Source organism: Halogranum roseipondis (assembly GCF_059695585.1).
Window position 1 is genome coordinate 155,894 of record NZ_JBUEED010000007.1, and the last position, 20,556, is coordinate 176,449.

Genomic DNA, 20,556 nt, shown 5'->3' on the forward strand with positions numbered 1-20,556 from the left:
CATGGCTACGAGTAGTGATTCGTCGGTCTCGTTCGAGGAGACCGACACCCGACACGACGAGATGCACAGTACCATCGAAGAGTGGATCGACGACCTCGTCGACCGCGTCGACGATGCACAAGCAAGTGAGGCGTTCCAGGAATGGTTGGACGTCCAAAGTCGTTTCCACGACTATTCACATCGAAACACACTGCTCATCAAACTCCAGTGTCCCGAGGCGACGAAGGTCGCTGGCTTCAACACCTGGCTGAATGAGTTCGGCCGGCACGTCCAGGAAGGCGAACAGGCGATCTGGATCTGGGCCCCGATCATTACGAAGCAGTGCCCCGAATGCGAGAACTCGCCCAGTTACCACGAGAACAGCGATTGTGAGTACGACGAGACACCCCTCGAGGAGTGGTCGAAAGGGCTCGTGGGATTCAAACCGGCCGCTGTCTTCGATGTCTCCCAGACCGAGGGAGAACCGCTTCCCGAGTTAGAAACGGAGGCGACAGGCGACGCTGAGGGCCTCGTACCCGCACTCACAGACGCAGCGGATGAGCTCGGCGTGACGGTTCGCATCGTCGACGCTGACGAGTGGGAGCACGGCGACGCAAAAGGCGTCTGCAAACAGCGGGATATCCATGATTTCACGCCGATCGTTGAGGCGAAAGCACGGACAAACCAGGCCGACCTCGCGGTTACGCTAATTCACGAGTTCGCTCACGCGCTGCTCCATTTCGACGTCGACGACGAGGCCGAACGGTCAAAGCGCGAAGTCGAAGCAGAAGCCGTCGCGTACATCGTTGGTCGGTATTGCGGCCTTGAAACGAGCGGCTCAGCGTTCTATCTCGCCGCGTGGCAGGATGACGAACCAGAGTCGATCCAAGATCGGTTCGGACGGATTAGCAGCACCGCAGAGGAGATAATCGACATGATCGACGGGTAGGTCAGTGTAGCGCGTCGATGAACAGCTCTCCACGTCGCCGTGAGTTTCTATTGTGCCGTGGAAGGGTGGCGGCGCGCGTGATCGTGCGTCGACCGGGATAGAACGAATCCATGACTGAACAGTACCTCACGACGGTTCTCGACGAAGCCAGCCAGACAATCGAGAACCATCCGCAAGTCGGCTACGGAACCGAACAGCCACTCCACGAACACCTGCGTTTCGCGGTACTCCGACTGCTGGAGAACGAGGCTGAAGACACCCATACGGGCGAATCACGTGTTCCAGGGATCACGGTCGGGTACGGGAACGATGCGGCGATGTTCGATCACTGGAGAGACGAGGTTGAGTGGTGGACCGACATCGAACCGCAAGAACACTGTACTCGGTTTCGCATCTTCTACGAGCAGTTAGACCAGGACGGGTTGCCGCGACGGGCGTTGGAGGTGATGACGGCGCTCGGCGCGTGGCACGTCTGGGAGGGGCCAGCTGCAGCGTGTGGCTCCTACGATCACCGCGGTCGACGCGAAGCACACTTTCTCCTCCACTACAATCACCCGATTGAGGAGCACTTGGCTCGCCTCGTGGAACCCAACGACCCCGCTCTCGCCCCAGACGGTGGATGGGTGGCAAACAGAGACCGCCAGAGCGCCATCCAACCAGAGACTGATGCGGTCTCGGCAGAACCGTCAGCCGATGAACTCACACCGCGAACGCGGCGAGCATGCGACGAAGAGATGGACGTCTCACTCTTGAAGAAGGGCGGCGTGTACGAGGTTCATTCAGAGTCCGGGAATTTCTACGATGTCGATGTCGCCGCTGAGACGTGTACATGTCTCGACTGGCAGCGACGCGAACCTGAGGGGGGCTGTAAGCATATGCGCCGCGTCGATATCGAAATCGAGGCAGGGCACGTTCCCCGACCAGACGGACGCCTCCCTCGCACAGAATCGGAACAACAGCCAAATTCGATACTGTAGGCTGTCAGCAGTCAGCAGTACTTAATCTTATTCTTAATATTAAGAATGGGCTAGACCAAAGCCCTGGGAAGCTAGCGTTGCGTCAGCTGCTCCTCAATATCACGCATGAACGTGTTTGACCAGCGGATTACCGATCTCGTGGAACTCGCTGATGCCGCCTCCTGGGAAAACGACCGGCCACGAGTTCCAAACCAAGCAGTGCGTTAACACTATTTCTGGGACTCGTCGCTCATACGAGTGAACTCCGCTGTCCCATACGTCGTCTTTTGGCCATCGCCTTGCTCCGAAGCACGGGCAGGCCCAGTGTAGTAATAGCCCACGAGTCGGTCGTTCGATTCCCGATACGTGAACCGTGTCGTCCCGTCGTATGGTCCTTCGTCTGCCGCCTGCTCGTCAACATCTGCACCCTCGTTCTCGAATAGGTAAGAGAGCTTTGGATGGAGCGTCCCCTCGGTCTGGAAGTTGGCCGCCGTGCTGACCGACTGAGAACGATCTGTTTCGAAGTGGATGATGATCTTGCTCCACGTCTGCTCGATGTCCAGTGTAGCCGTCATCGGCCGGTGGCCTCCGTCGGCGAGGTAGTCGTCTGAGATTTCACCCTCGTAGCTGGTCTTGATTTCGCCCTCCCAGTGGCCAGTGAGATCGGGAACGGCGGCAATGAAGTCTGGCATCCAGGCCTTGTTCCACAGCCGTCGGTCGAACACTCGGCGAAACAGGCCGAACACAACCCCGAAGGCGAGACCGGGAACTATCAGTGATGGAATTTCGAACGGGATTTGCTGGTAGAGCCACGGGAAGACGTAAGCATTCAGTGCGATCACGACGACGAACGCGACGACGCCCAGGGTCGCTAGGAACGTCGGGCGGAACTCGTTATCGCTAGAATAGACGTGCATTTATGCTGTTGGTGCTGGCGTTCTCCCAGTACGTTTCCAAAGCATCGACGAATAGCTTGGCGTGCCAGGTGTCCCACCTCGTGCGGCCACGCCCGAAGAGATCGGTCGTACCATTTTGGCACTTCCACCCGGAGAAGTTCGCGTCCTTCAGGTAATCGACGATCTTGACATACCGTTCTTGCAGGCCGTCCACGTACCGGCCCGGTGGGACGTTGTACAGGAGACACTCGATGAAGTAGGACGCTACGATGTCGTCGGTGATGTACCCGTCCGCGACGATCTCCTTGCGGGCGTTCTTGAACATCCGCACAGTCTCTTTATACAGGTCGTCGGTGTCGTCCTGCTTGTCCGATCCGTGGTCCTTGTGCCGCGTCGGATAGTTCACGACCGAGGAGATCGAATCGGTCGGCCAGAAAATGATCCCATCGTACCCTTGGGGATAGTTGTAGTAGTGCTTGTACTGAACGCATACCAGCACGTCGGCGTCGAGTGGTAGACCCGGTGCCGAGATCTCGATAGCGTTCCCGGACGGGTCGAACGTCCCCTCGGGGTAGGTGTCCTGCAGAACGCTCAGCACGTCGTCTCGGAACTCGTCGTAGTCGTAATCGTAATCTTCGACATCTACATCCTCCTGGTCTTCCGGGTCGAGGTCGTGGAGGTTGAAGTACTGGAACTCGTCGAGGCGAACGACGATATCGACGTCGCTCGAATCGCGGATGATCGTGTGGTTCGCGTACGACCCTTGGAGGAAGTCGTGGAACTCGACGTCAGCGAGCGTATCGCTGTCGTTGAGCGCGTTCCGGATCTTCTTGTGAGTTTTCTCCGCTGATTTCACGGCGGCTCGCTTCGGGTCGGTCCAGCTTTCGAGGGTATCCTCATCGATTGCCATAGCCACCACCAAGAGAAATTGGCAGAGTTTCGATAGGAGACGGGACGGTCACGATTCTAATTGCCTGCTACGGTCCCTTAACGGTTCGCAGAGCACGGTGGAAGTGGAATCGGGGGGGTTTTAGCGGTCGGTCAGAAAGAGGCGTGTAACTCCCATTAATGCCGATAGATACAGGGACACTGGAATCGTGGGCGCAATACGAGAGCGGCCCCATCGATTCCGCGAAGCGGACCCACAACCGAATCCAGAAGGAATTGCAGTCCAGCGAAACGCTCGCCCACGCGGACTTCGACACCTATCTGCAGGGCTCCTATGCGAACTACACCATCGTCCGGGCCAGTTCCGATGTGGACATCGTGGTCCAGCTTACGGACATGTACTACGTTGATCTGTCCGGGCTCAGCCCCGCTGAGCGGGATCATTGGCGGCGCAACTCCGGCGACCCGGACTACAGCTGGCACGAGTTCCGGTCCGATGTCGTTGACGTACTGGAGTCGCGCTTCGGCTCCTCGGCTGTCGATCCGGTCGGGAAAGCAATCGAAGTGGAAGCGGGTAAACTGCCGCTGAACGCCGACGTGCTCGTCTGTGCGGACCACCGCGACTACTACCACTACCCGAACGGCTACCACTCGGGCATCGCGTTCTTCAACCTCAACAACACGAAGATCGTAAACTACCCGAAACAACACATCAACAACGGCAGCACCAGGCAGTCAAGCACCAGCAACCGGTTCAAAGAGACCGTGCGCATCTTCAAGCGCGCACGGAACTACCTCGTCGATAATAACGAACTGAGCAAGGAGAACGTCCCATCGTACTTCATCGAGAACCTCCTGTACAACGTCCCAGACGGACGATATACCTATAACAAACAGGACCGCGTCGCGAAAATTCTCCGATACCTGAATTCGACGGACTATAGTGACTGGACCTGCCAGAACGGCATCACCGACATGTTCGGGTCGGGCCCCGCGGAGTGGAACACCCGGTACGCGGACCGGTACATCGACGCGATGGTCACACTCTGGGACAACTGGTAACCTATGCACACGTACTCCACGGACAATGATCTCCGCCCGAAGATATACGGCGGCCTGGCTTTGCTCGCCTACGGCATCACGATCCTCGTCGAGCTGGTCACCTCGGCGCTCTCAACTGTCCTTCCATTTGCGGCGGGATTCGTTGTCTCATGGGGACTCGCCTTCGCTGCTGTCTGGAAGATCCACGACCGGTGGTTCTGGAAGACTCGAATCGCCCAGGCGCTCGGTATCACTTGCGTTCCAAATCTTAACGGGAAGTGGGAGGGGTGGATCGTCACATCGTATGAAGGAGAAATCCCCGACGAGGCGCTTCATCCCGATAACGACCACAGCCAGGATGGCCAGAAACTGAAGGCCTGGCTTGACATCGATCAGACGTGGCGAAAGATCAACGTCCACTTCGAGACGACGCAGACGCCTTCAGACAGCAACGGTGCGACGATGCTGACTGACGAAGGAAAGTGGCCAAGTATCAGTTACCAGTACGAGAACGAGGGCTCGCCACTCGTCAAGGGGCTGAACATGCACTTCGGAACTGCGTCCCTCGAATACCGTGATGAGAGCGACACAGAGACCCTCGAAGGGCTCTACTACACTGGCCCTGGACGGGAGAACAACGGTCTCATGTACTTCGAACGGGCCGACTGACCGGAACATCTTTGCCATCTTGACAGACACTACCGATTATGACTGAGACGAAGAAGTGCCCCACCTGCAACGGGAGTGGTGCAACGGCTGACCCGCAGACAGGCTACGGTGACTGTCCCAAGTGCAACGGATCGGGGACTGTCAGTCGCGGGATGCACGAGAAGTTGACGCAGGGCCAGCGCCAGACACTCGGGGGTGCGGGCGGGGCCGCGGCTGGTTTCGCCATCGGTGGGCCAGCCGGTGCGTTGATCGGCGGTCTGGCGGGTCTCGTCCTCTCGACTGACGACGATGACGATGGCGTTGGCGGTGTCTGACCCTCTGAGTCTGGTTCGAAGCCCGACCGAACAGTACGATTTTTGTGTTTGAAAACCACGGCGAGTGATAATGGATACGTATTTGGAAGATATCGCGGCTCAACTACGTTCTAACTCGCCAACTCAAATAGAACTTTCAACAGACGACGCGGAGATTTGCGATCTCTGGCAGAACGGTGACCCCGATGTGGCTCTCGACCACCTCGTTACCGTGTTTAACCGGCGGGGGCTTGGAACGGGTGATGTCGTTATGCTTCCGGTCCATGAGACAGACCATCCCGAGCTGACGGGTGAGTATATCGCCTATCGGAAGGACGAGTACGGCGAAGCACTGCATTACTACGACACAGAAGGAGATCTCGACGAATTTATTGAGTTCGAAGAGGCAGCTCGGTCGGGATTGGCTTACAGACTCAGATTTTGGGATCGCCATTTCGATTTGCCAGACGACGTCGAGTTGGATTTGATCGATGATCGACCTCCGTACAGATCTGAGCCGATTACCGCTCAGCAGGCCTTGGACGACGAGGACTACACCGATTACGTCAACGACACGCTTCAATTCGTTCGGACTGAACTCCTTCGAACCCATGAAGAGGAGTTAGACACGGTCGTTAGTCGAGGGGTAGAAGTTGAGAGTTCGGGTGGTGGGAAGATCCAGTCCGCGCGACCGAGAGTCCAAGGTAGCGAAATCTCCTGTAGCGTCTACGTCCCACCTGCGAATTCGCCCGGGCAGAGGTATAATCAGGTTCAAAGCGAGTACGGTGTTTTCGAAGGGAATACCGTGCTACTTGTGTGGGAGTCCAATACGGATGAGGAGACGTATCTCGATGGACTGGTAACGGCGATTGGATCATCGTCTATTACTATCGACCCTGCTTTCGGTGCGGTTGACTTCAGTGACGTCAACCTTGGTGGAATCGATGAGTGCTCTCTTCGTGTGATAACGAAAGGCATCGCCGAAAAACGAGAGTACGAAGCATTTGAGTCGATTGCGGCCAACCACCGTGATCTTCTCGCTGGGAACCGCGAGATCTCGTTCTGCTCACCTCTACGGGAAAAGTTCGAGCCGTTCCTCAACTTGAACACGTATCAAGAACGCGCCGCTGTGGGCGCACTACGAACGGATGACGTCTTTTGTATTCATGGCCCACCGGGGACGGGGAAAACACGGACGCTTGTCACGGTTGTCGCTCATGCAGTGAAGCAGGGACAACGAGTGCTTGTCTGCGCTCATTCTAACCAGGCAGTCGATAACATCGTAGCCGGGGAAAGCACTGAGAACGAAATTGATCGGGCGTCGCTCCACAACGTGGTGAAGGAATTTGACGATCTCGGTGTTTCGATGGCTCGAATCGGGAGTTCAAGGCGAGATGTCAATAGCTTCGTAGGCAGGCAGTATTTCCAACAGTCAAACCAGTTGAATGGGAGCCTTGGTGATACTGATATCATTGCTTCAACGACCAATACTGCTGCGACGCTGGAAAACCAGAGCGAGATCGCATTCGACTTGGTGGTGATTGACGAAGCGACGCAAGCTTCAGGGCCTGCAACGGCAGTTCCATTCGGTCGGGGACGCCGACTAGACGAGGATCAGGAGTACCCGCGTCCATATGGTCTCCGGACCGTGCTTGCGGGTGATCACAAACAACTCCCACCGTTTGTGTCTGACCCTGAGATGCGAGATCAAGAGCTACACACGTCGCTTTTCGAGCACCTCTTGAACGTATACGGGGACGACCTCGCGCAGACCCTCCATCGGCAATACCGTATGCATGAGGACATTGCAGCGTTCGCCAGTCAGGAGTTCTACGACGGGAACCTCGAACATGGAGAAGCAAATCGGGCCGAGACCATCGATGGGCTCACACCGCTGCTTGGGATCGATGACTCCGGCGATGAGCAACAGGACGATTACTCCTACTACAACCCTACAGAAGCACAATACGTGGTTGCGCAGGTGAACAAGGCGCTTCAACATGGTGTGACTCCATCAGATATCGGGGTGATTACTGGGTATAGCGCGCAACGGGATTACATTCGTAGTCAAATTCGGACGGAACTTGATAGCGAAGTCGGGAACGGTGTTGACGTCGAAACCATTGACAAGTTCCAGGGTGGTCAGCGAGAAGTGATTATCGTGTCGTTTGTCCGGTCGAATGCAAACAACGATTCTGGATTCCTTGAGTCACCTCGGGATGATGGCCGCAAACGGCTGAACGTTGCCCTCACTCGTGCGAAAAAGCGACTTGTGGTGATCGGTGATTGGGACACGCTCTCGAACACAGCAGCGTTTCGAGACGAGGAAGACAGTTGTGCGGACACATTCGCCCGTCTTAGTGAGTACCTTATCGAAAAGGACGTGCTGGTATCGAGATCACGTTGATCTCTCGGCGCCCACAGTCCGCCAACCAGGGGGAGAAAGTATATACGAGCACATTTTGTCGTTCGATTTGATGGGAGATATCCTGACAGAAGCGCAAATTCAGCTCGAAGACGCGTACGAAGCGTTCGAGAACGTCCAATCCGTCCACCAAGTCGTGTATGCATCGCAGGATACCATGTCGGCGCTCTTGTACTTACAACTCGTCGCAGCCCATCACGACGAGAAGCTGAAAGCGGACGTGACTGAACTCAGTCAAAACCTCATCAGTAACATTTCAGCGCTAACAAACACCGAGATCGGCAACCACGGCGAGCTAGAGAATCCGACCGCTGTTGACGACGTCCGGTTGACAATCGACGAGGCTCGCAGTGTGGCGTGGGAACTTCGAGACTATCGCGATGACCCCGACTTCGATATAGAAGAGATACGAAACTGGACCACGGCTGACGAACGCTTCCAAGCAATCGGCCGGGCGATGTACCGCCACCCAGAAATTACCAAAAGCACATTGGAAGAATTATTCCGCTTAGAGTCCGATCTAGAACCGCCGTTCGGCCGTATTCAAACGGATTGACCGCATTCCAATACTCTCGAAAAGGTTGTCTCGGCAGACAAATACCACACGTGCGGGAATCGTGACCGACTGGAGGCTGTATTAGGGATTCACGTCGTCTTCATCAAGGATGAATCCGCCAATCCCTCGCTCCCTACCGATTAGGCGTCTTTTTCGCAGCCAGTCGGCCATGATGATGATGATTTGTAGCTACGAATCCTCCGAATCTGTGGCCTCAGCCCGCCCGGAATTTTGTATAGCCACATACAGTTCATAAAATGGAATATCGACGTTATAGCCTGTCTACCCTTCGATATAGGAAGAATTCAAGAATTTAGAATTACTGTGTATTATCCCAGTTGTACACAGTAGATTTACGTAGGTCGCCGCCGTCGGTCGAGCACGAACCATGGAACCCGACGAGGGCGACGCTACACCCGGGGGAACACCGGTCGAGACGGCCATCCAGCAGTACCTCGACAGCGTCGAGGCTGGTAACTCCAAGAAGAACTTCGCGTCGACCCTCGCGACGTGGCGCACCTGGCTGCGCGAGGAGCGCGGTGTGACGGACCTCGAGGACCTCGACGTCCTCGACTGCCGCCGATACGCGCGTCATCTCAAAAAGCAGGCCCGCGACGGCGATTTGAAAGCGAGTACCGCGACCACCTACTACGCGTACGTCCGCGCGTTCCTCACGTTCTGCGTCGCCGACGAGCTCCTCGATACGAATCCGGCCAAAGCGAAGCGTGCCACCGACGAGCTCCCCGAGGATCTCGGTGATGCCGACCGGCAGTTCTGGCGGGAAAAGGAGCGGCGGGCGATCATGCGCTACGTCGACGAACGTGTCGACCACGCCCTTGACGAGGAAGCGGACGTGAGTCGTGAGCGGGCCTTTCGCGACCGAGCAATCGTCTATCTCCTGGGACTCTCTGGCGTTCGCGGCGCGGAGGTGTTCGCCGAACCCTCCGACGACAAGCGCAACGGCATCACCTGGGGAGACGTCCAGCTTGACGCCGGCGCCGTCCGCGTCCTCGGGAAGTCACGAGCGTACGAGTACGCACAGCTTCCCGAGCGGGCCGCCACGGCATTAGAGCGGTACAGGACTGTCCTCAATCCACCGACCGACGAGTGGCCGGTCTTTCCCAGCGGACACGCCCCGTCGAAATATCGCGCTGTTCGTGAGCAGCTGGCCCGCGAGGGGATTTCGGACAACGAGATCGAGACCATCCTCGACGACAGTGATATCGACACAGTGCTCCGAGAACATGAGGTCGTCCCACCAGCGCTCTCGACGAACGGTGCTCGAAACCTGATGAAGCGACTGTGTGAGGACGCCGACCTTGAAGTCGACGGTGACTACCTGAAGCCACACGGTGCTCGTCGAGGACTAGGCCACGAACTCTACGCGAGCGGCCACGCTGAATTGGCCCAATCAGCGCTCCGACACGCGAGCATCGAGACAACCCACGAATCTTACTCCGACATCCAGGCAGCAGAGACCGCGAAGCAAGTCGACGATCTCCTCGGGGAGTGAGTTAACCAACACACTCCAATTGCATAGACTGTTGGTTAAAGCAGATGGGAAACTCCTCTGACCACCAGTTAATTCTAATATTAAGATTAATTCTGCACATATCCGGTCAGCAGTAGTGACTCAGCTATCATTAGTTACGGATGGAAGCATGAGAACTCCCAGGCTTTGTTGAGCACTTGAGGTCTGAGAGGTTTCTGGAGTCGTGCTGAACGTAGAGCGCGAATCGGTCACGAGCCAGTCGTCTGGCGAGACCTCAGAGCGCAAGATACAGAGGAACGTCATTGCCCTCACCAGTCGGTGGAACGTTTACTGATGCAGCCGTTGTTATGTCGCCATGGTCGCCACGTATCCGATTCTGTCCCTGTTGGTCATCTTCGCGCTCTCATTGCTGATCGTTCGTGTTGGCTCGATTGCACTGGAGATGACCGGCCTGTCACCGGATGTGGCTTCCTTCCAAGCCACGTCGGCCTTTTCCGGAGCAGGATATACGACTGAGGAGGCAGAGCAGACTGTCGCGACAGCTGGCCGTCGAAAGACCGTGAAAGCACTCATTCGGCTCGGCAGTATTGGACTCCTCGGCGCAATTTCGTCACTCATCCTTTCGTTCACACAAACGAGTGACGGCCATCTCTTGAACTTGGCATACATCCTCGGTGGCGCTGGTGTGATCGTCCTTTTCGCACGGAGTCGGTGGTTCAACCGCATCGTCACTCCCTTTATCGAATGGGCGCTCAGCCGGACGACGGAGTTGGAGGTCAGAGATTACGCTCAGTTGCTTGGGCTGCAAAGCGAGTATCGAGTAGCAGAAGTTGATATCGAAGCGAGTGACTGGCTCGCCGAGAAAACGCTTGCAGAATTAGACTTGCCGTCGGAAGGGGTGTTAGTCCTTGGCGTTAAGCGAAACGATTCGTACATCGGTGCGCCGCAATTGGAGATGGAGATGAAACCGGATGACACCCTCGTTCTCTACGGAAAACGAGACCGCTTACAAGAACTCTCAGACCGTCAAGCAGGAGATACGGAGGCTCGTGGCGATGCTATCGAAGATCACGAAGAAACTCTCGAACAACAAAAGCAACTAATCAAACAATAAGCACTCTCATTCTAACGGCTGGTCCAGCAGGAGGCGGGTGAAAATAAACAGACTCGTAGTGCTGAATATGGCCTCATTGTCTCGCACGGAGTTTGTGTCAGCTATTAAGTTTTTCAATAGAGCCAACTCACAATACCGTACGTGTGTCTCTGAGTTCCTCCGCAATATTTAATATTAAGATTAGAATTAAGGGCAATGCGGTCTTTTCGCAGTCTCACAACAAGGCGCCAAGATAGCGGTAGCTTAGAGCTACCATGGTAGCTCTGAGAGAACATTCATCGGGGAAGACACCATGAATACCAACTCAGATGAAAAGGCGCTCGCAGCCATTCACCATCGCTTCCAACAGTCGCAGCGACGGATATGGCGTTCGAAGTACCTGCCAACCTAGCGGCAGCGAGAAACCGCTCTCCTCAAGATTCTCCTGACGAACCCTAGGAAACCTCAGCCTCTTCCATATCCGGTTCGTCGAATTCGAGTGCCTCTCTAACGGCTGCGGGAAGCGTCGGCCGCGGTGCGTCCTCGTGGCGCTGCACCCGCTCAGATTTTTTCGTCTCCTCGTAGACCGCGCGTGCAACCGGGACGCCCCGCAGGAAATTATGCTCGTAGAGTATCTCAACCCCGCGCTCGGTCAGTCCCCAGAACTTTGACGGGAGATCTCGCGTCGACACGTTGGGTTCGTGCACGTAGACGTCAAGAATTCCTGCCTCTTGGAGTGTCTCGAGCTGGTCGAGGATGGCCGCCTCGTTCTTCGGAATCATGTAGTCGAGCTCGGCCAACGACGCGAGGTGTGCTGGGTGACCGAGGATCAACTGCACGATGAGGTGGCGCGTCTCCTGGGAGAGCAGCTCACGCATCCGCTGCTGCTCTGCGAAGGGATCCTCGAACCCTTCCGGGGCCGTGTCGCTCATACTGTAGAGTAGTGGGCTCGACTGCATAACGGTTTGGGTTGAACAAGTCAATAGAATCGCCGAAACACTGAGTTAGTTAGAAACGCCTTTTACTCAGCCAGTACAGTTCCCACTTATGAGTGCTCCATCTGTGCCCCCGAACTCGGGCAAGATCATGAAGGCTGTGCAGCAGGCCTTACGCGGGCTCGACGTCGGGTCAACGGAGGCCGTGCAAATCCTCTCGTGGGCAAACAGTGAGACACCAGCAATCTACGACCGGGATCAAACAGCGTATCTCGTCCTCGGGAGCTACCGTGATCCGTATCTCCGACGCGTACGGGCAGTCAGTGATCGGCTGAACCGCCGATACGGGACATATGCCTTCCTCATTGGAGACCTCTCAGACATCGACCTCCCCCGACTTCCGGAGTTCCGCGTGAAGTTCCATATCACGGCGACACTCTGTGATTATGTGGCTGCTGTGTTCGAGCAAGATGCGGGCGGTGAGATCAACGAACTCGGCAAACTGGGCGAAACGGAGTACTTCGAGAAGGCGTACGCCTTCCCGCGCGCATACCAATGGGAAACGGAGGACCACCTCACCGACGAACGTGATGTAATCGCTGCTGCTGCGCAGATCAGCGCTGCCACCGGCATCGATGACGAGATGAAGATGGCAGAACTCAAGGCCCTCGTCGAACGAGCGGACGACGCTGGGATCGACATATCGGTCGATGCGGTGAGGACCACGCTTGAAGAACACGATATCGAGGTTCCGTCGTACAGTTGGGTGCATCTGAATGACTTCCGTCTCTTCGAACTCCACGGACGATGTTATCCCTGGACGACTGAGGAAGAGCTACTCGACGCTACAGATGATCTGCCGGGGTCACCGAGACCGGGATGGGAACAACGGTAAAACTAGATTTAATATTAATTCTAATCTTAAGAATAAGCCTTCCGCTGTTGCTCGGCATCAGCGCGTCCAATCGAAAGTCGTCTTGTCCGAGAGAAAAGCCGTAATTCCCACAGCTTTGAACAGATCCTCATTGAAACGGCGCCGTCCGTTATTCGGACAGAGCTATTAACCTTAATTCTAAGATTAAACTGGATTCACACCCATTATCAAGAGGCGTGACTGGCAAAGTCCTTCCCAGTATTCGGCTTAACGGGAGCTACCTAACGGAGGTGTAGCTTGGAGCGATTCCATATCAGACACCGCCTTTACGATGTCGACTAGGTCGTCTCGCGAGAGGGGGTCGATCTCTTCGCGAACGCCGTCGACTGTATAGAGAATCGACGCCGAAATCTCACGCTCAGGATACAGCTCCCGAAGCACGTGATAGTAGACACTGAGTTGTTTTCGGTACTCGACTTCCGCGTGCCGACCACGGTCGGTCTTGTAGTCGATCACTTCGATGCGGTCGGCTCGAACGTGAACGAGATCGATGATCCCGGAGATCATCACGCGAGTCCCGTCGACATCAAGTGGAAGATAGGCGTCTTCCTCGACGAGCAGGTCGCCCGAGAGGTCGTCGAGAAACGACATCACGTGCTGTTTGTCGTTCCATCCGGGGTCGTTCCGATTCAGTTCTACAGTATCGCCGCGCGCGTACGCTTCCGCAAAGTCGTGGACGTCGGTGCCGAACGCCTTCCCCATACCATCGTCGACGTCCTCGAAAACGTCCTCACGCATCAGTGAATGCGGTGAGTGTCCGACCGGTCCCTCCGGTGTCGGTACCGTAATCAGCAACTCTGTCTGCTCGGTGTCGTCGATGGTGTCTGCATCGGGTTCAGTGTCCCACGCTTCGATTTCAATCGGGAGTTCTTCGAGGAACGTGTTTGGGTCCTCCCCGGCCGAGAAGATCACGTGGCTCTCGGCGCGCGTAATCGCCACGTAGAGCAGTCGGCGCTCCTCGTCGTAGTCTCTGGGTAAACACCGGCGGAGGACGTCAGTCCGCCAGTCATCGTATACGTGAGGAAGGCCGTCAGCCTCGGCGTAGCGTTTCCGCTGTCGGAGTCCGACCGGATCCTGAAACGTAATCGTTCCACTCCCGCCGCCCGATGGCGGGAATCGCCCACTGTTCATGTTGGCGAGCACGACGATAGGATGTTCGAGCCCCTTCGCTGCGTGAATCGTCTGGACCGTCACTGAGTTTGCACCGGCGTTCGCATGAACATCGTGGGTACTGCCCGCTTCGATGCCGCGCTCGATGAACCGGATAAGGTCTCCCCGAGTCAGTGTCGTCGCGGTGTGTACTGACTGAATCGTGTGGAGAACGACGTCGGCCGTAGCACCGTCGTACCCGTACCGCGAGAAGACGCGTTCGGCCACCCCGCCGAGCGTCTCCAGTTCTGCCAGCTTCTCGCGGAACGAGCGCATGTTCTCGGGATACGCCTCAGTCTCCAGGACGTGCTTGATCTCATCGAGTGTGTAGCCTGCTTGCTCGAGGACGACCGACCAGCCGCTGTCGGTGTCGGATTCGAGGATGCGGAGCCACGCTAGCAGTAACTTCGCCTGAGGCGTGCGGAACAGCTCGATCCCGCCCTCGTACGCCATCGGCAATCCGTACTCCTCGGCGGTCTGCAGCAGGTCGCGGCCGAACTCTCGTGTTCGCGTGAGAACTGCGACGTCTCGATACTCGGGCGTCCGAAGCGACCCGTCATCGGCCTCAACCTGGTAAGCGTCGTTGCCGACGATATCCTGAATCTTCGCGACCACCGACTCGTGTTCCTCTGGGCTCGCGATCGCTTCGATCTGGGTGTTCTCGTGTTCGGTGTTGGTCGAGAGTGAGACGATTCGATCCTGGATGGCCTCGATATCGACGTTGTCCCGGTTCGCCGCCGGAACGAGTAGTCCGTGCTCCGAGAAGTCTAGGATCTCCTGGGTGGAGCGATAGTTCTCGACAAGTTCGATGGTGTGAATCGACCGGGTGTCGAAGGTGACCCGTTCGTGGTCGGCGTTCAGTTCGTCGACGAACCGATTGAGTCGGTCCTCGAAGGCAGTGATGTTCTCGACTTCGGCGTACTGGAAGCCGTAGATGCTCTGCTTCCAGTCACCGACGACACAGAGGTTGTTTGTCCCCGCGAGCAGCAGCGTCAGCTTGAACTGAATCTCGCTGGAGTCCTGGAACTCGTCAACCATCGCGTAGTCGAACGCAATGGATTCACGAAGCGCGTGGTCCTCACAGAGCAGGACGAACGCGAACAGTTGGAGGAAGCCGAAGTTGAGGTAGTTCCGGCCGAGCGCGAATTCGAGGTACTCGTAGTAGACGTCGTGAACGAATGCCTTGAGTCCCTCGCGGTCAGCGTCGAATACCATCCGAGCGACGGCATCAGGGACGCGTTTCGTGCCCTGCCCACGAATCTCGGCCTTCTCAGGGGCGTCTGGCAGATAGCATTTGTTCTTCCCGTAGCGATTGAGCTTCGAGCGAAGCCGTGACTGCTTGCTCCCGCCATTCTGTGGCTCATTTACCTCGTCGAACAGCGATTTGAACGCCTCGAAATCCCCGTCGAGATACCGTTCGCCGTTTCGATACCAGCCGTCGGCTGTCGGGAACACGCCCTTCGAGGCGAGTTGCGAGACGAGTCCGAGGAGTTCGGTCGGGTCCGAGACGATGCGGAAGTAGTCATCGTACTCGGGGTGGTCGTCGCTGAACCGGTCGATGAACTCCTCGAACAAGGCTTTCTCGACGAGGTCGTCCTCGACGATGCGCGTCGACCCCGTGATGCGGTCATCGATCCCGAGGTGCGTCGGCGCGGAATAGCCGTGTTCCTGGAGGAGATCGTGGCAGAGCGAGTGGAACGTCTGGATCGGCGCGTCCGCGAGGTCTCGCATCCCGTACTCGCAGTGGCCGACGATCCGGTCTTTCATCTCGGTCGCAGCGTTGTTCGTGAACGTCACCAACAGCACGTCTTCCGGGGCGACGTCGTCCTCGTCGACGATGTTCGCATAGCGGCGCGTGATGGTGAACGTCTTCCCCGTGCCTGCGCCGGCGTCAACGAGGTATAAGCCGTCGGTGCTGTCGATGAGGTCCTGCTGTTGAGGGTTGGGATTAGTCATGGTCAAGAAGGAGGTCGCGGTTGTCCACTCGACGGTAGTTCGGTTCACCGGCAAGCCCGTTCACAGGGAAGCGTTCTTCCCCAGCGCGTCGGTGATTCAGTTCCGTCATGCGCTCGGTGACGAACGTCTCGAAGGCATCGAGGTCCTCTTCGAAGTAGTTCTGACTCCGAACTCGTGCCAGCTGGCGAAGCAGCTGTTTACAGCCTGACGAGACGTATTTGTACTCACCGACACACTCCTGCAGTCGGGTTTGCATCGCCTGCCCGAACTTGGAGTCGATGAGTTCGTCACTGTCACGCGTCGCCGGTAGCGGGGCCGTCTCGAACGCGGCTTGGTAATCAGCGTACGCGATCTTCGAGAGCGTCTTCTGGCAGTTCTTTGCCCCGTCATCGCGGAGCGCCTCGAACGTCGCTCGCGACCGGGCGTGCTCCTCGAACTGGGTCGGATGATACTCAATGGTCGTCAGCGTCTCCTCTAAGTCCGCCTCGCCAGCGACGATGTCGTCGAGCGTCTCGAGAAAGTGGAAGAGCGTGAACTGTAGGCGCTCGCCTGGGCGCTCGCTCCGACGGTGGGCGAGATAGAGAAGTGCCTGGAAGTTCGGCGTATCGCTCGGTGGATCGAGCGCGGAGTTCTTGACGACGCGAGACGCCCGTTTCCGACTCCCACTCTTGTAATCGAGGAGGTGAGTCGGTCCATGAACAAGGTCGATCTTGCCTTTCAGCCCGAGGTCTTCGTTCTCGAACCAGCGCTCCGTGAACGGCGAGTCGACTTCCCTGTCAAAATGGGCCGCGAAGAAATTCTGCCCCCACCCACTGTTCGGAGTGAGCAGGTCGTCACCTTCCGGGGTGCGTTCGTCGAGCAGCTCGACGATGGTTTCGAGGCCGACCCGGTACTTGGTACGGCGCGTTGGACGGTCGACGCGCCGCACGAACGGTCCCGCCTCCTCGAGCATTACGTCGACGAGGTCTTCGATGGTCTCCTCGTCGATCAGGTCGGGATGGTTGACGTAGAATTCGGCGAAGTCGTGGAAGAGATTCCCCTCCTTGAAGTAGTCCTTATCGGGGCCGTCGACGAGCCGACTGAAGAGGTAGTCACGGGGGCTGTTGACGTACGTACTCAAACTGGACTGGCTGACAGTATCGATTTGCGTCGGTGAGATGTCGAGCGATTCCTTCTCGAACCCATCTTGGGTCGCACTGAAGGTCCGTCCGTGAGTCACCGTGTCGAGATCACTGAACCGTTCGAAGTCATCATCAAGGAGGTCCTCGAAGTAGAGACACGGCGTTGCGGGTGAGCCGCCGATCGTGTCCTGAACGAGGTAGTACTGTTCGACGCCGTTCTGGAGGAGGAGCTGAAACTGCGTCAGGTTCCGAGTGAATTCGGCGTCACGGTCAACCCACGGACGACGTGGTGGGGAGTGAGTCCACGCTTCGTCGAGGCCGAGGTAGAATACGACGGGGCGGTCCACGTAGGCTGCTGACTTCGCGTCGGCCAGGAGAACCCCTTCGTGTTCGCGGTCGACGGGGACTTCGTAGCTCTGGAGGTAGTATTCGAGCCGATCAATTCCCTGTCTGGTGACGTAGTCGGTAGCGATACCGAGCGCCTCGAGTTCATCTCGGAACGCATCGAGGCTGATCCCGGCCTGTCGTTCATATGCAGTAAGCGCTCCAGCGAACGTTGTCTCGCCGATCTCCGCGCTGAACTCCTGGAACCACGTGAGACTGTCGGCGTCGACATCCTGTAGCCGCTTGTCGTCGTGTTCAACGTCGACGGCGATCCCGAGGCTGGAGAGGACTGAACGAATTGTCTTCACACGCGTCTCTGTCCCGCGAGTAGCGGCGCGAAGGAACTGGACGAATCCACGGTGGTGCTGTTCATCAGCGAACCCGGGGCCACCGATAAACGGAATATCGGCGGCCTCGAGCGCGCTCGGGACCAGCGTCGCATACTCACTACCGCGATCCGAGACGACCGCGACGTCCTCCGCATTGTCGGCGGAGACTATGCCGAGCACAGCGTCGACGATTGCTGTACTTGAATCGAAGATGTGGAACGGCGGTTGGTCGAATGCGGCATCGGTGAATGGATCGAACGTATCGTACTGCGTGGGGAGAATCGATTGTTCGAGGGTCGTGAGTTGGTCGTGGCCGACGACGGCGACATCTTTGCTGTCGTCGATTTGGTACTCGCCGAGTCGCCGGGAAGTCGTATCGAGCGTTGAGAGCTGTTCGACGGTGGTCTCCGTCGCGGTGTCGGCGTATGCGTCGTAGTCGAGAACGGCATCGACGCGTCCCTGGTGCTCCCAGCATTGGAGCGTGTTGCCGATCGCGTATGCAGCCTGCTTCCACTCGAGGTCGGTGGTCGTAACGAGTTCGAGAAAGGCGCTCCGGTCCTCGGCGCGTTCGCGACGGCCTGCTGCGAGTCGACGCGGTGTGATGGCAAATATACCGAGATGAGCCCGGTCAAGACGTCGGTTCAGGCCACTGGCAAGCGGCGCATCAGGAACGATGACGAGGTCATAGTCTCGGACTTCGTCGTAGAGAGAGTCAAGTGGTTTCGCCCGCGTAACTGGCACGGCAACAACAACTCAGCCAATAATTCATATAATTATCGCCAAGTGTGTACTTGATAGCGATTACTTAGTATCGATGAGAAAGAAGTCGCCGGCTAAGACATCAATCCCCTTCATATGCGGAGAAGTGGGTCGGGAAGCGCAGGACAGTCGTAATCGAAGGTCCCCCGCTTAACCAACAAAATTAAGCCTTCGAGCCCCATTTGTTGGTTAAAGTGCTCCTATGTCGTACTCAGAACCAGCGACCCCACCCGAGGTTCCCAGAGAAGTAGCGTCCTCGCTCGAGGAGTGTAATGCGGAAACGCTCCGGTCTATCGCCAAGTATGCTGATGCACTCGCGGAGTATCGAGAGCGAGAGGCGCGGTTGAACGAAGCTGATGATGAAGACGATCCTCAAGAACGCCCTGAGGATATGCCTGAAGACGTCCCTACCAAAGCCACACTGACTGAGAAGGAGATCAACGGGAATCGGTATTACTACTGGCAGTGGAGAGAGGGTGACAAAATCAAATCTCAATACAAGGGGCCAGTGAATCCGAGCGAGTAAAGATTAACCAACAGGTGCAGAATGCTGGCGTGTCTGTTGGTTAACCTTGTGCGCTCTTGTGTAGAGCTGCGGAACGACCGTGTAGTTACGGTGAGCGAGCCGAAAACTTGAGGTTATGCCTCAGACTCAGCCCGCGTTCGGTGGGATGCTTCGCCAGCTCGTTGATCTTGGATTGTTCGAGTTGGACACCGAGCCGCTCGATGTCGGCATCGAGCGGCGACTCAAGGAGTTCTGGGAGTATACCACGTGTCCTCGCTGCGGCCATCCCAGCATCCACACGTGGGAATCGTCCGACCGCGTTATCTGCCGAAACTGCGATTTCAAGCCGGTCTACACCTACGGGACGCCATTCCACGAGAAGCTGCTGTGTTGAATAGGGGTACGGCGTAGGGATCAGAGCGGATCACAGAGTTGTTCGATGTTGATGATGGCGAACATCAGGACGATTTCACGGAACTCTCGATACCAGGTTTGCGCTCGCACGGCATCGCCGAGCGAGCGCTTCACGGACGAATACGACGTTTCAGCCATCCAACGCTGGGTGTAGCCACGCTCTCGAATGAGCGCGTTGTTGCTGAGCGCGTTCGCAGACGATCCACGGTAGTGAATCAACGGTTCCACGCTGAGGCTGTAGAACTCGTATTCAGAGTGCCAATCCTGGAAGCCGTTATCAGCAGCGACTGTATGCAGGTCGTCCGCGTTCCGGCGGACGACCTGCGGCCCTGATTTCGTATCATGTGGCCACTGCGCGTGGCACTGCACGTCAAGAACAGCGAGTGACGCTGTATCGGTCAATGTCGTCACTTTCATCGTCTCAACCGTCTGGTTCGACCGATCGAGATAATGCGCAGAGGCGTGGCCTCGATCAAAAAACGTGCTGTCGAGAGCGGCGAATCCAGACTGCGGGTGTTGCTGCGCTGAAACGCGCAGCAACGCCCGCCACACCCACATCTTGAACCGATCGAACGACTTGTTCAGCGTCGTGTAATCTGGGACGTCGCTCCTGTTCAACTCAAGGACGTCCCGTATGTCACCCATGTACTTCAGCCGATTTGCGGTTTCTCGGAAGCTGTGCTCCTCTTCGAGCCGAAACCCGTGAATAACGACGTGCTTCCAGCGGGCGAACCCGCCGGTGGCGGGCTCGCCCGCGTGCTTTCCCAAGGCTTGTTTGGCTAGACGCTTGAACCACTCAACGAAGTCGAGGAGATCGACTTCCACCATACCCG

The 20,556-nt window shown here is 57.0% G+C and carries 17 protein-coding genes and 1 pseudogene; 12 read left to right on the top strand and 6 right to left on the bottom strand.

The window, feature by feature from the left end; all coding sequences use genetic code 11:
* Position 1 precedes the first annotated feature (1 nt).
* Positions 2–928, top strand: coding sequence for an ArdC-like ssDNA-binding domain-containing protein (locus EOHIBHHM_RS23070; RefSeq protein ID WP_497258808.1), 927 nt, complete (start codon positions 2–4; stop codon positions 926–928).
* A 110-nt stretch (positions 929–1,038) separates the two neighbouring features.
* On the top strand, positions 1,039–1,905 hold the full coding sequence (locus tag EOHIBHHM_RS23075) for a hypothetical protein (RefSeq protein ID WP_497258810.1): 867 nt from the start codon (positions 1,039–1,041) through the stop codon (positions 1,903–1,905).
* Between the two features lie 209 nt (positions 1,906–2,114).
* Here EOHIBHHM_RS23075 and EOHIBHHM_RS23080 read toward each other — a convergent pair whose 3' ends face one another.
* Positions 2,115–2,801: a Cap15 family cyclic dinucleotide receptor domain-containing protein gene (locus EOHIBHHM_RS23080; protein ID WP_267623131.1), complete on the bottom strand. Its 687-nt coding sequence runs from the start codon at positions 2,799–2,801 to the stop codon at positions 2,115–2,117.
* Positions 2,785–3,690, bottom strand: coding sequence for a nucleotidyltransferase domain-containing protein (locus tag EOHIBHHM_RS23085; RefSeq protein WP_497258812.1), 906 nt, complete (start codon positions 3,688–3,690; stop codon positions 2,785–2,787). Before EOHIBHHM_RS23085 ends, EOHIBHHM_RS23080 begins: the two co-directional genes overlap by 17 nt.
* A 347-nt stretch (positions 3,691–4,037) precedes the next feature.
* Between EOHIBHHM_RS23085 and EOHIBHHM_RS23090 the strand changes: the two genes are divergently transcribed.
* From EOHIBHHM_RS23090 to EOHIBHHM_RS23120, 7 genes are all read left to right on the top strand, one after another.
* Positions 4,038–4,730 (top strand): nucleotidyltransferase-like protein, encoded by a 693-nt coding sequence (locus EOHIBHHM_RS23090; protein WP_497258814.1) that lies wholly within the window; start codon positions 4,038–4,040, stop codon positions 4,728–4,730.
* A 3-nt stretch (positions 4,731–4,733) separates the two neighbouring features.
* Complete coding sequence (locus tag EOHIBHHM_RS23095; RefSeq protein WP_497258816.1) at positions 4,734–5,378, top strand: Cap15 family cyclic dinucleotide receptor domain-containing protein; 645 nt, start codon at positions 4,734–4,736, stop codon at positions 5,376–5,378.
* 38 nt (positions 5,379–5,416) lie between these two features.
* The gene (locus tag EOHIBHHM_RS23100; protein WP_267623136.1) at positions 5,417–5,692 is read left to right on the top strand and encodes a hypothetical protein; all 276 of its coding nucleotides are present in this window, start codon (positions 5,417–5,419) and stop codon (positions 5,690–5,692) included.
* Positions 5,693–5,762: 70 nt separating this feature from the next.
* Positions 5,763–8,078: an AAA domain-containing protein gene (locus tag EOHIBHHM_RS23105; RefSeq protein WP_497258818.1), complete on the top strand. Its 2,316-nt coding sequence runs from the start codon at positions 5,763–5,765 to the stop codon at positions 8,076–8,078.
* Positions 8,079–8,148: 70 nt separating this feature from the next.
* Entirely contained in the window at positions 8,149–8,652 is a 504-nt protein-coding gene (locus EOHIBHHM_RS23110; protein ID WP_497258257.1) for a hypothetical protein, read from the top strand.
* A gap of 388 nt (positions 8,653–9,040) precedes the next feature.
* Positions 9,041–10,165 (top strand): tyrosine-type recombinase/integrase, encoded by a 1,125-nt coding sequence (locus EOHIBHHM_RS23115; RefSeq protein ID WP_497258259.1) that lies wholly within the window; start codon positions 9,041–9,043, stop codon positions 10,163–10,165.
* A gap of 334 nt (positions 10,166–10,499) precedes the next feature.
* Entirely contained in the window at positions 10,500–11,258 is a 759-nt protein-coding gene (locus EOHIBHHM_RS23120) for a potassium channel family protein (RefSeq protein WP_497258261.1), read from the top strand.
* A gap of 434 nt (positions 11,259–11,692) precedes the next feature.
* On the opposite strand, the gene EOHIBHHM_RS23125 is transcribed toward EOHIBHHM_RS23120, so the two are convergent.
* Positions 11,693–12,169: an ArsR family transcriptional regulator gene (locus EOHIBHHM_RS23125; protein WP_497258263.1), complete on the bottom strand. Its 477-nt coding sequence runs from the start codon at positions 12,167–12,169 to the stop codon at positions 11,693–11,695.
* Between the two features lie 115 nt (positions 12,170–12,284).
* Between EOHIBHHM_RS23125 and EOHIBHHM_RS23130 the strand changes: the two genes are divergently transcribed.
* Positions 12,285–13,067 carry a DUF8170 family protein gene (locus EOHIBHHM_RS23130; protein WP_497258265.1) on the top strand — a complete coding sequence of 261 codons (783 nt, stop codon included), beginning with the start codon at positions 12,285–12,287 and terminating at the stop codon, positions 13,065–13,067.
* Positions 13,068–13,313: 246 nt separating this feature from the next.
* Here the strand turns inward: EOHIBHHM_RS23130 and EOHIBHHM_RS23135 are convergent, their stop codons facing one another.
* On the bottom strand, positions 13,314–16,211 hold the full coding sequence (locus tag EOHIBHHM_RS23135; RefSeq protein ID WP_497258267.1) for a UvrD-helicase domain-containing protein: 2,898 nt from the start codon (positions 16,209–16,211) through the stop codon (positions 13,314–13,316).
* Complete coding sequence (locus EOHIBHHM_RS23140) at positions 16,204–18,786, bottom strand: PD-(D/E)XK nuclease family protein (RefSeq protein ID WP_497258269.1); 2,583 nt, start codon at positions 18,784–18,786, stop codon at positions 16,204–16,206. The genes EOHIBHHM_RS23135 and EOHIBHHM_RS23140 overlap by 8 nt, the downstream gene beginning before the upstream one ends.
* A gap of 220 nt (positions 18,787–19,006) precedes the next feature.
* Between EOHIBHHM_RS23140 and EOHIBHHM_RS23145 the strand changes: the two genes are divergently transcribed.
* Both EOHIBHHM_RS23145 and EOHIBHHM_RS23150 read left to right on the top strand, forming a co-directional pair.
* Positions 19,007–19,330, top strand: a complete 324-nt coding sequence (locus EOHIBHHM_RS23145) for a DUF6788 family protein (RefSeq protein ID WP_497258271.1) — start codon at positions 19,007–19,009, stop codon at positions 19,328–19,330.
* A gap of 115 nt (positions 19,331–19,445) precedes the next feature.
* A pseudogene (locus EOHIBHHM_RS23150) lies at positions 19,446–19,697 on the top strand (IS1595 family transposase); the annotation flags it as partial.
* Positions 19,698–19,723: 26 nt separating this feature from the next.
* Here EOHIBHHM_RS23150 and EOHIBHHM_RS23155 read toward each other — a convergent pair.
* The gene (locus EOHIBHHM_RS23155; protein ID WP_497256876.1) at positions 19,724–20,548 is read right to left on the bottom strand and encodes an IS5 family transposase; all 825 of its coding nucleotides are present in this window, start codon (positions 20,546–20,548) and stop codon (positions 19,724–19,726) included.
* Positions 20,549–20,556: the final 8 nt, after the last annotated feature.

What these genes read in the sequence shown, in the direction of transcription:
- EOHIBHHM_RS23105 (WP_497258818.1), top strand. Translation starts at nt 5,763, where the DNA reads ATGGATACGTATTTGGAAGATATCGCGGCTCAACTACGTTCTAACTCG.
- EOHIBHHM_RS23075 (WP_497258810.1), top strand. Translation starts at nt 1,039, where the DNA reads ATGACTGAACAGTACCTCACGACGGTTCTCGACGAAGCCAGCCAGACA.
- EOHIBHHM_RS23120 (WP_497258261.1), top strand. Translation starts at nt 10,500, where the DNA reads ATGGTCGCCACGTATCCGATTCTGTCCCTGTTGGTCATCTTCGCGCTC.
- EOHIBHHM_RS23115 (WP_497258259.1), top strand. Translation starts at nt 9,041, where the DNA reads ATGGAACCCGACGAGGGCGACGCTACACCCGGGGGAACACCGGTCGAG.
- EOHIBHHM_RS23125 (WP_497258263.1), bottom strand. Translation starts at nt 12,169, where the DNA reads ATGAGCGACACGGCCCCGGAAGGGTTCGAGGATCCCTTCGCAGAGCAG.
- EOHIBHHM_RS23070 (WP_497258808.1), top strand. Translation starts at nt 2, where the DNA reads ATGGCTACGAGTAGTGATTCGTCGGTCTCGTTCGAGGAGACCGACACC.
- EOHIBHHM_RS23085 (WP_497258812.1), bottom strand. Translation starts at nt 3,690, where the DNA reads ATGGCAATCGATGAGGATACCCTCGAAAGCTGGACCGACCCGAAGCGA.
- EOHIBHHM_RS23130 (WP_497258265.1), top strand. Translation starts at nt 12,285, where the DNA reads ATGAGTGCTCCATCTGTGCCCCCGAACTCGGGCAAGATCATGAAGGCT.
- EOHIBHHM_RS23080 (WP_267623131.1), bottom strand. Translation starts at nt 2,801, where the DNA reads ATGCACGTCTATTCTAGCGATAACGAGTTCCGCCCGACGTTCCTAGCG.
- EOHIBHHM_RS23135 (WP_497258267.1), bottom strand. Translation starts at nt 16,211, where the DNA reads ATGACTAATCCCAACCCTCAACAGCAGGACCTCATCGACAGCACCGAC.
- EOHIBHHM_RS23095 (WP_497258816.1), top strand. Translation starts at nt 4,734, where the DNA reads ATGCACACGTACTCCACGGACAATGATCTCCGCCCGAAGATATACGGC.
- EOHIBHHM_RS23100 (WP_267623136.1), top strand. Translation starts at nt 5,417, where the DNA reads ATGACTGAGACGAAGAAGTGCCCCACCTGCAACGGGAGTGGTGCAACG.
- EOHIBHHM_RS23145 (WP_497258271.1), top strand. Translation starts at nt 19,007, where the DNA reads ATGTCGTACTCAGAACCAGCGACCCCACCCGAGGTTCCCAGAGAAGTA.
- EOHIBHHM_RS23110 (WP_497258257.1), top strand. Translation starts at nt 8,149, where the DNA reads ATGGGAGATATCCTGACAGAAGCGCAAATTCAGCTCGAAGACGCGTAC.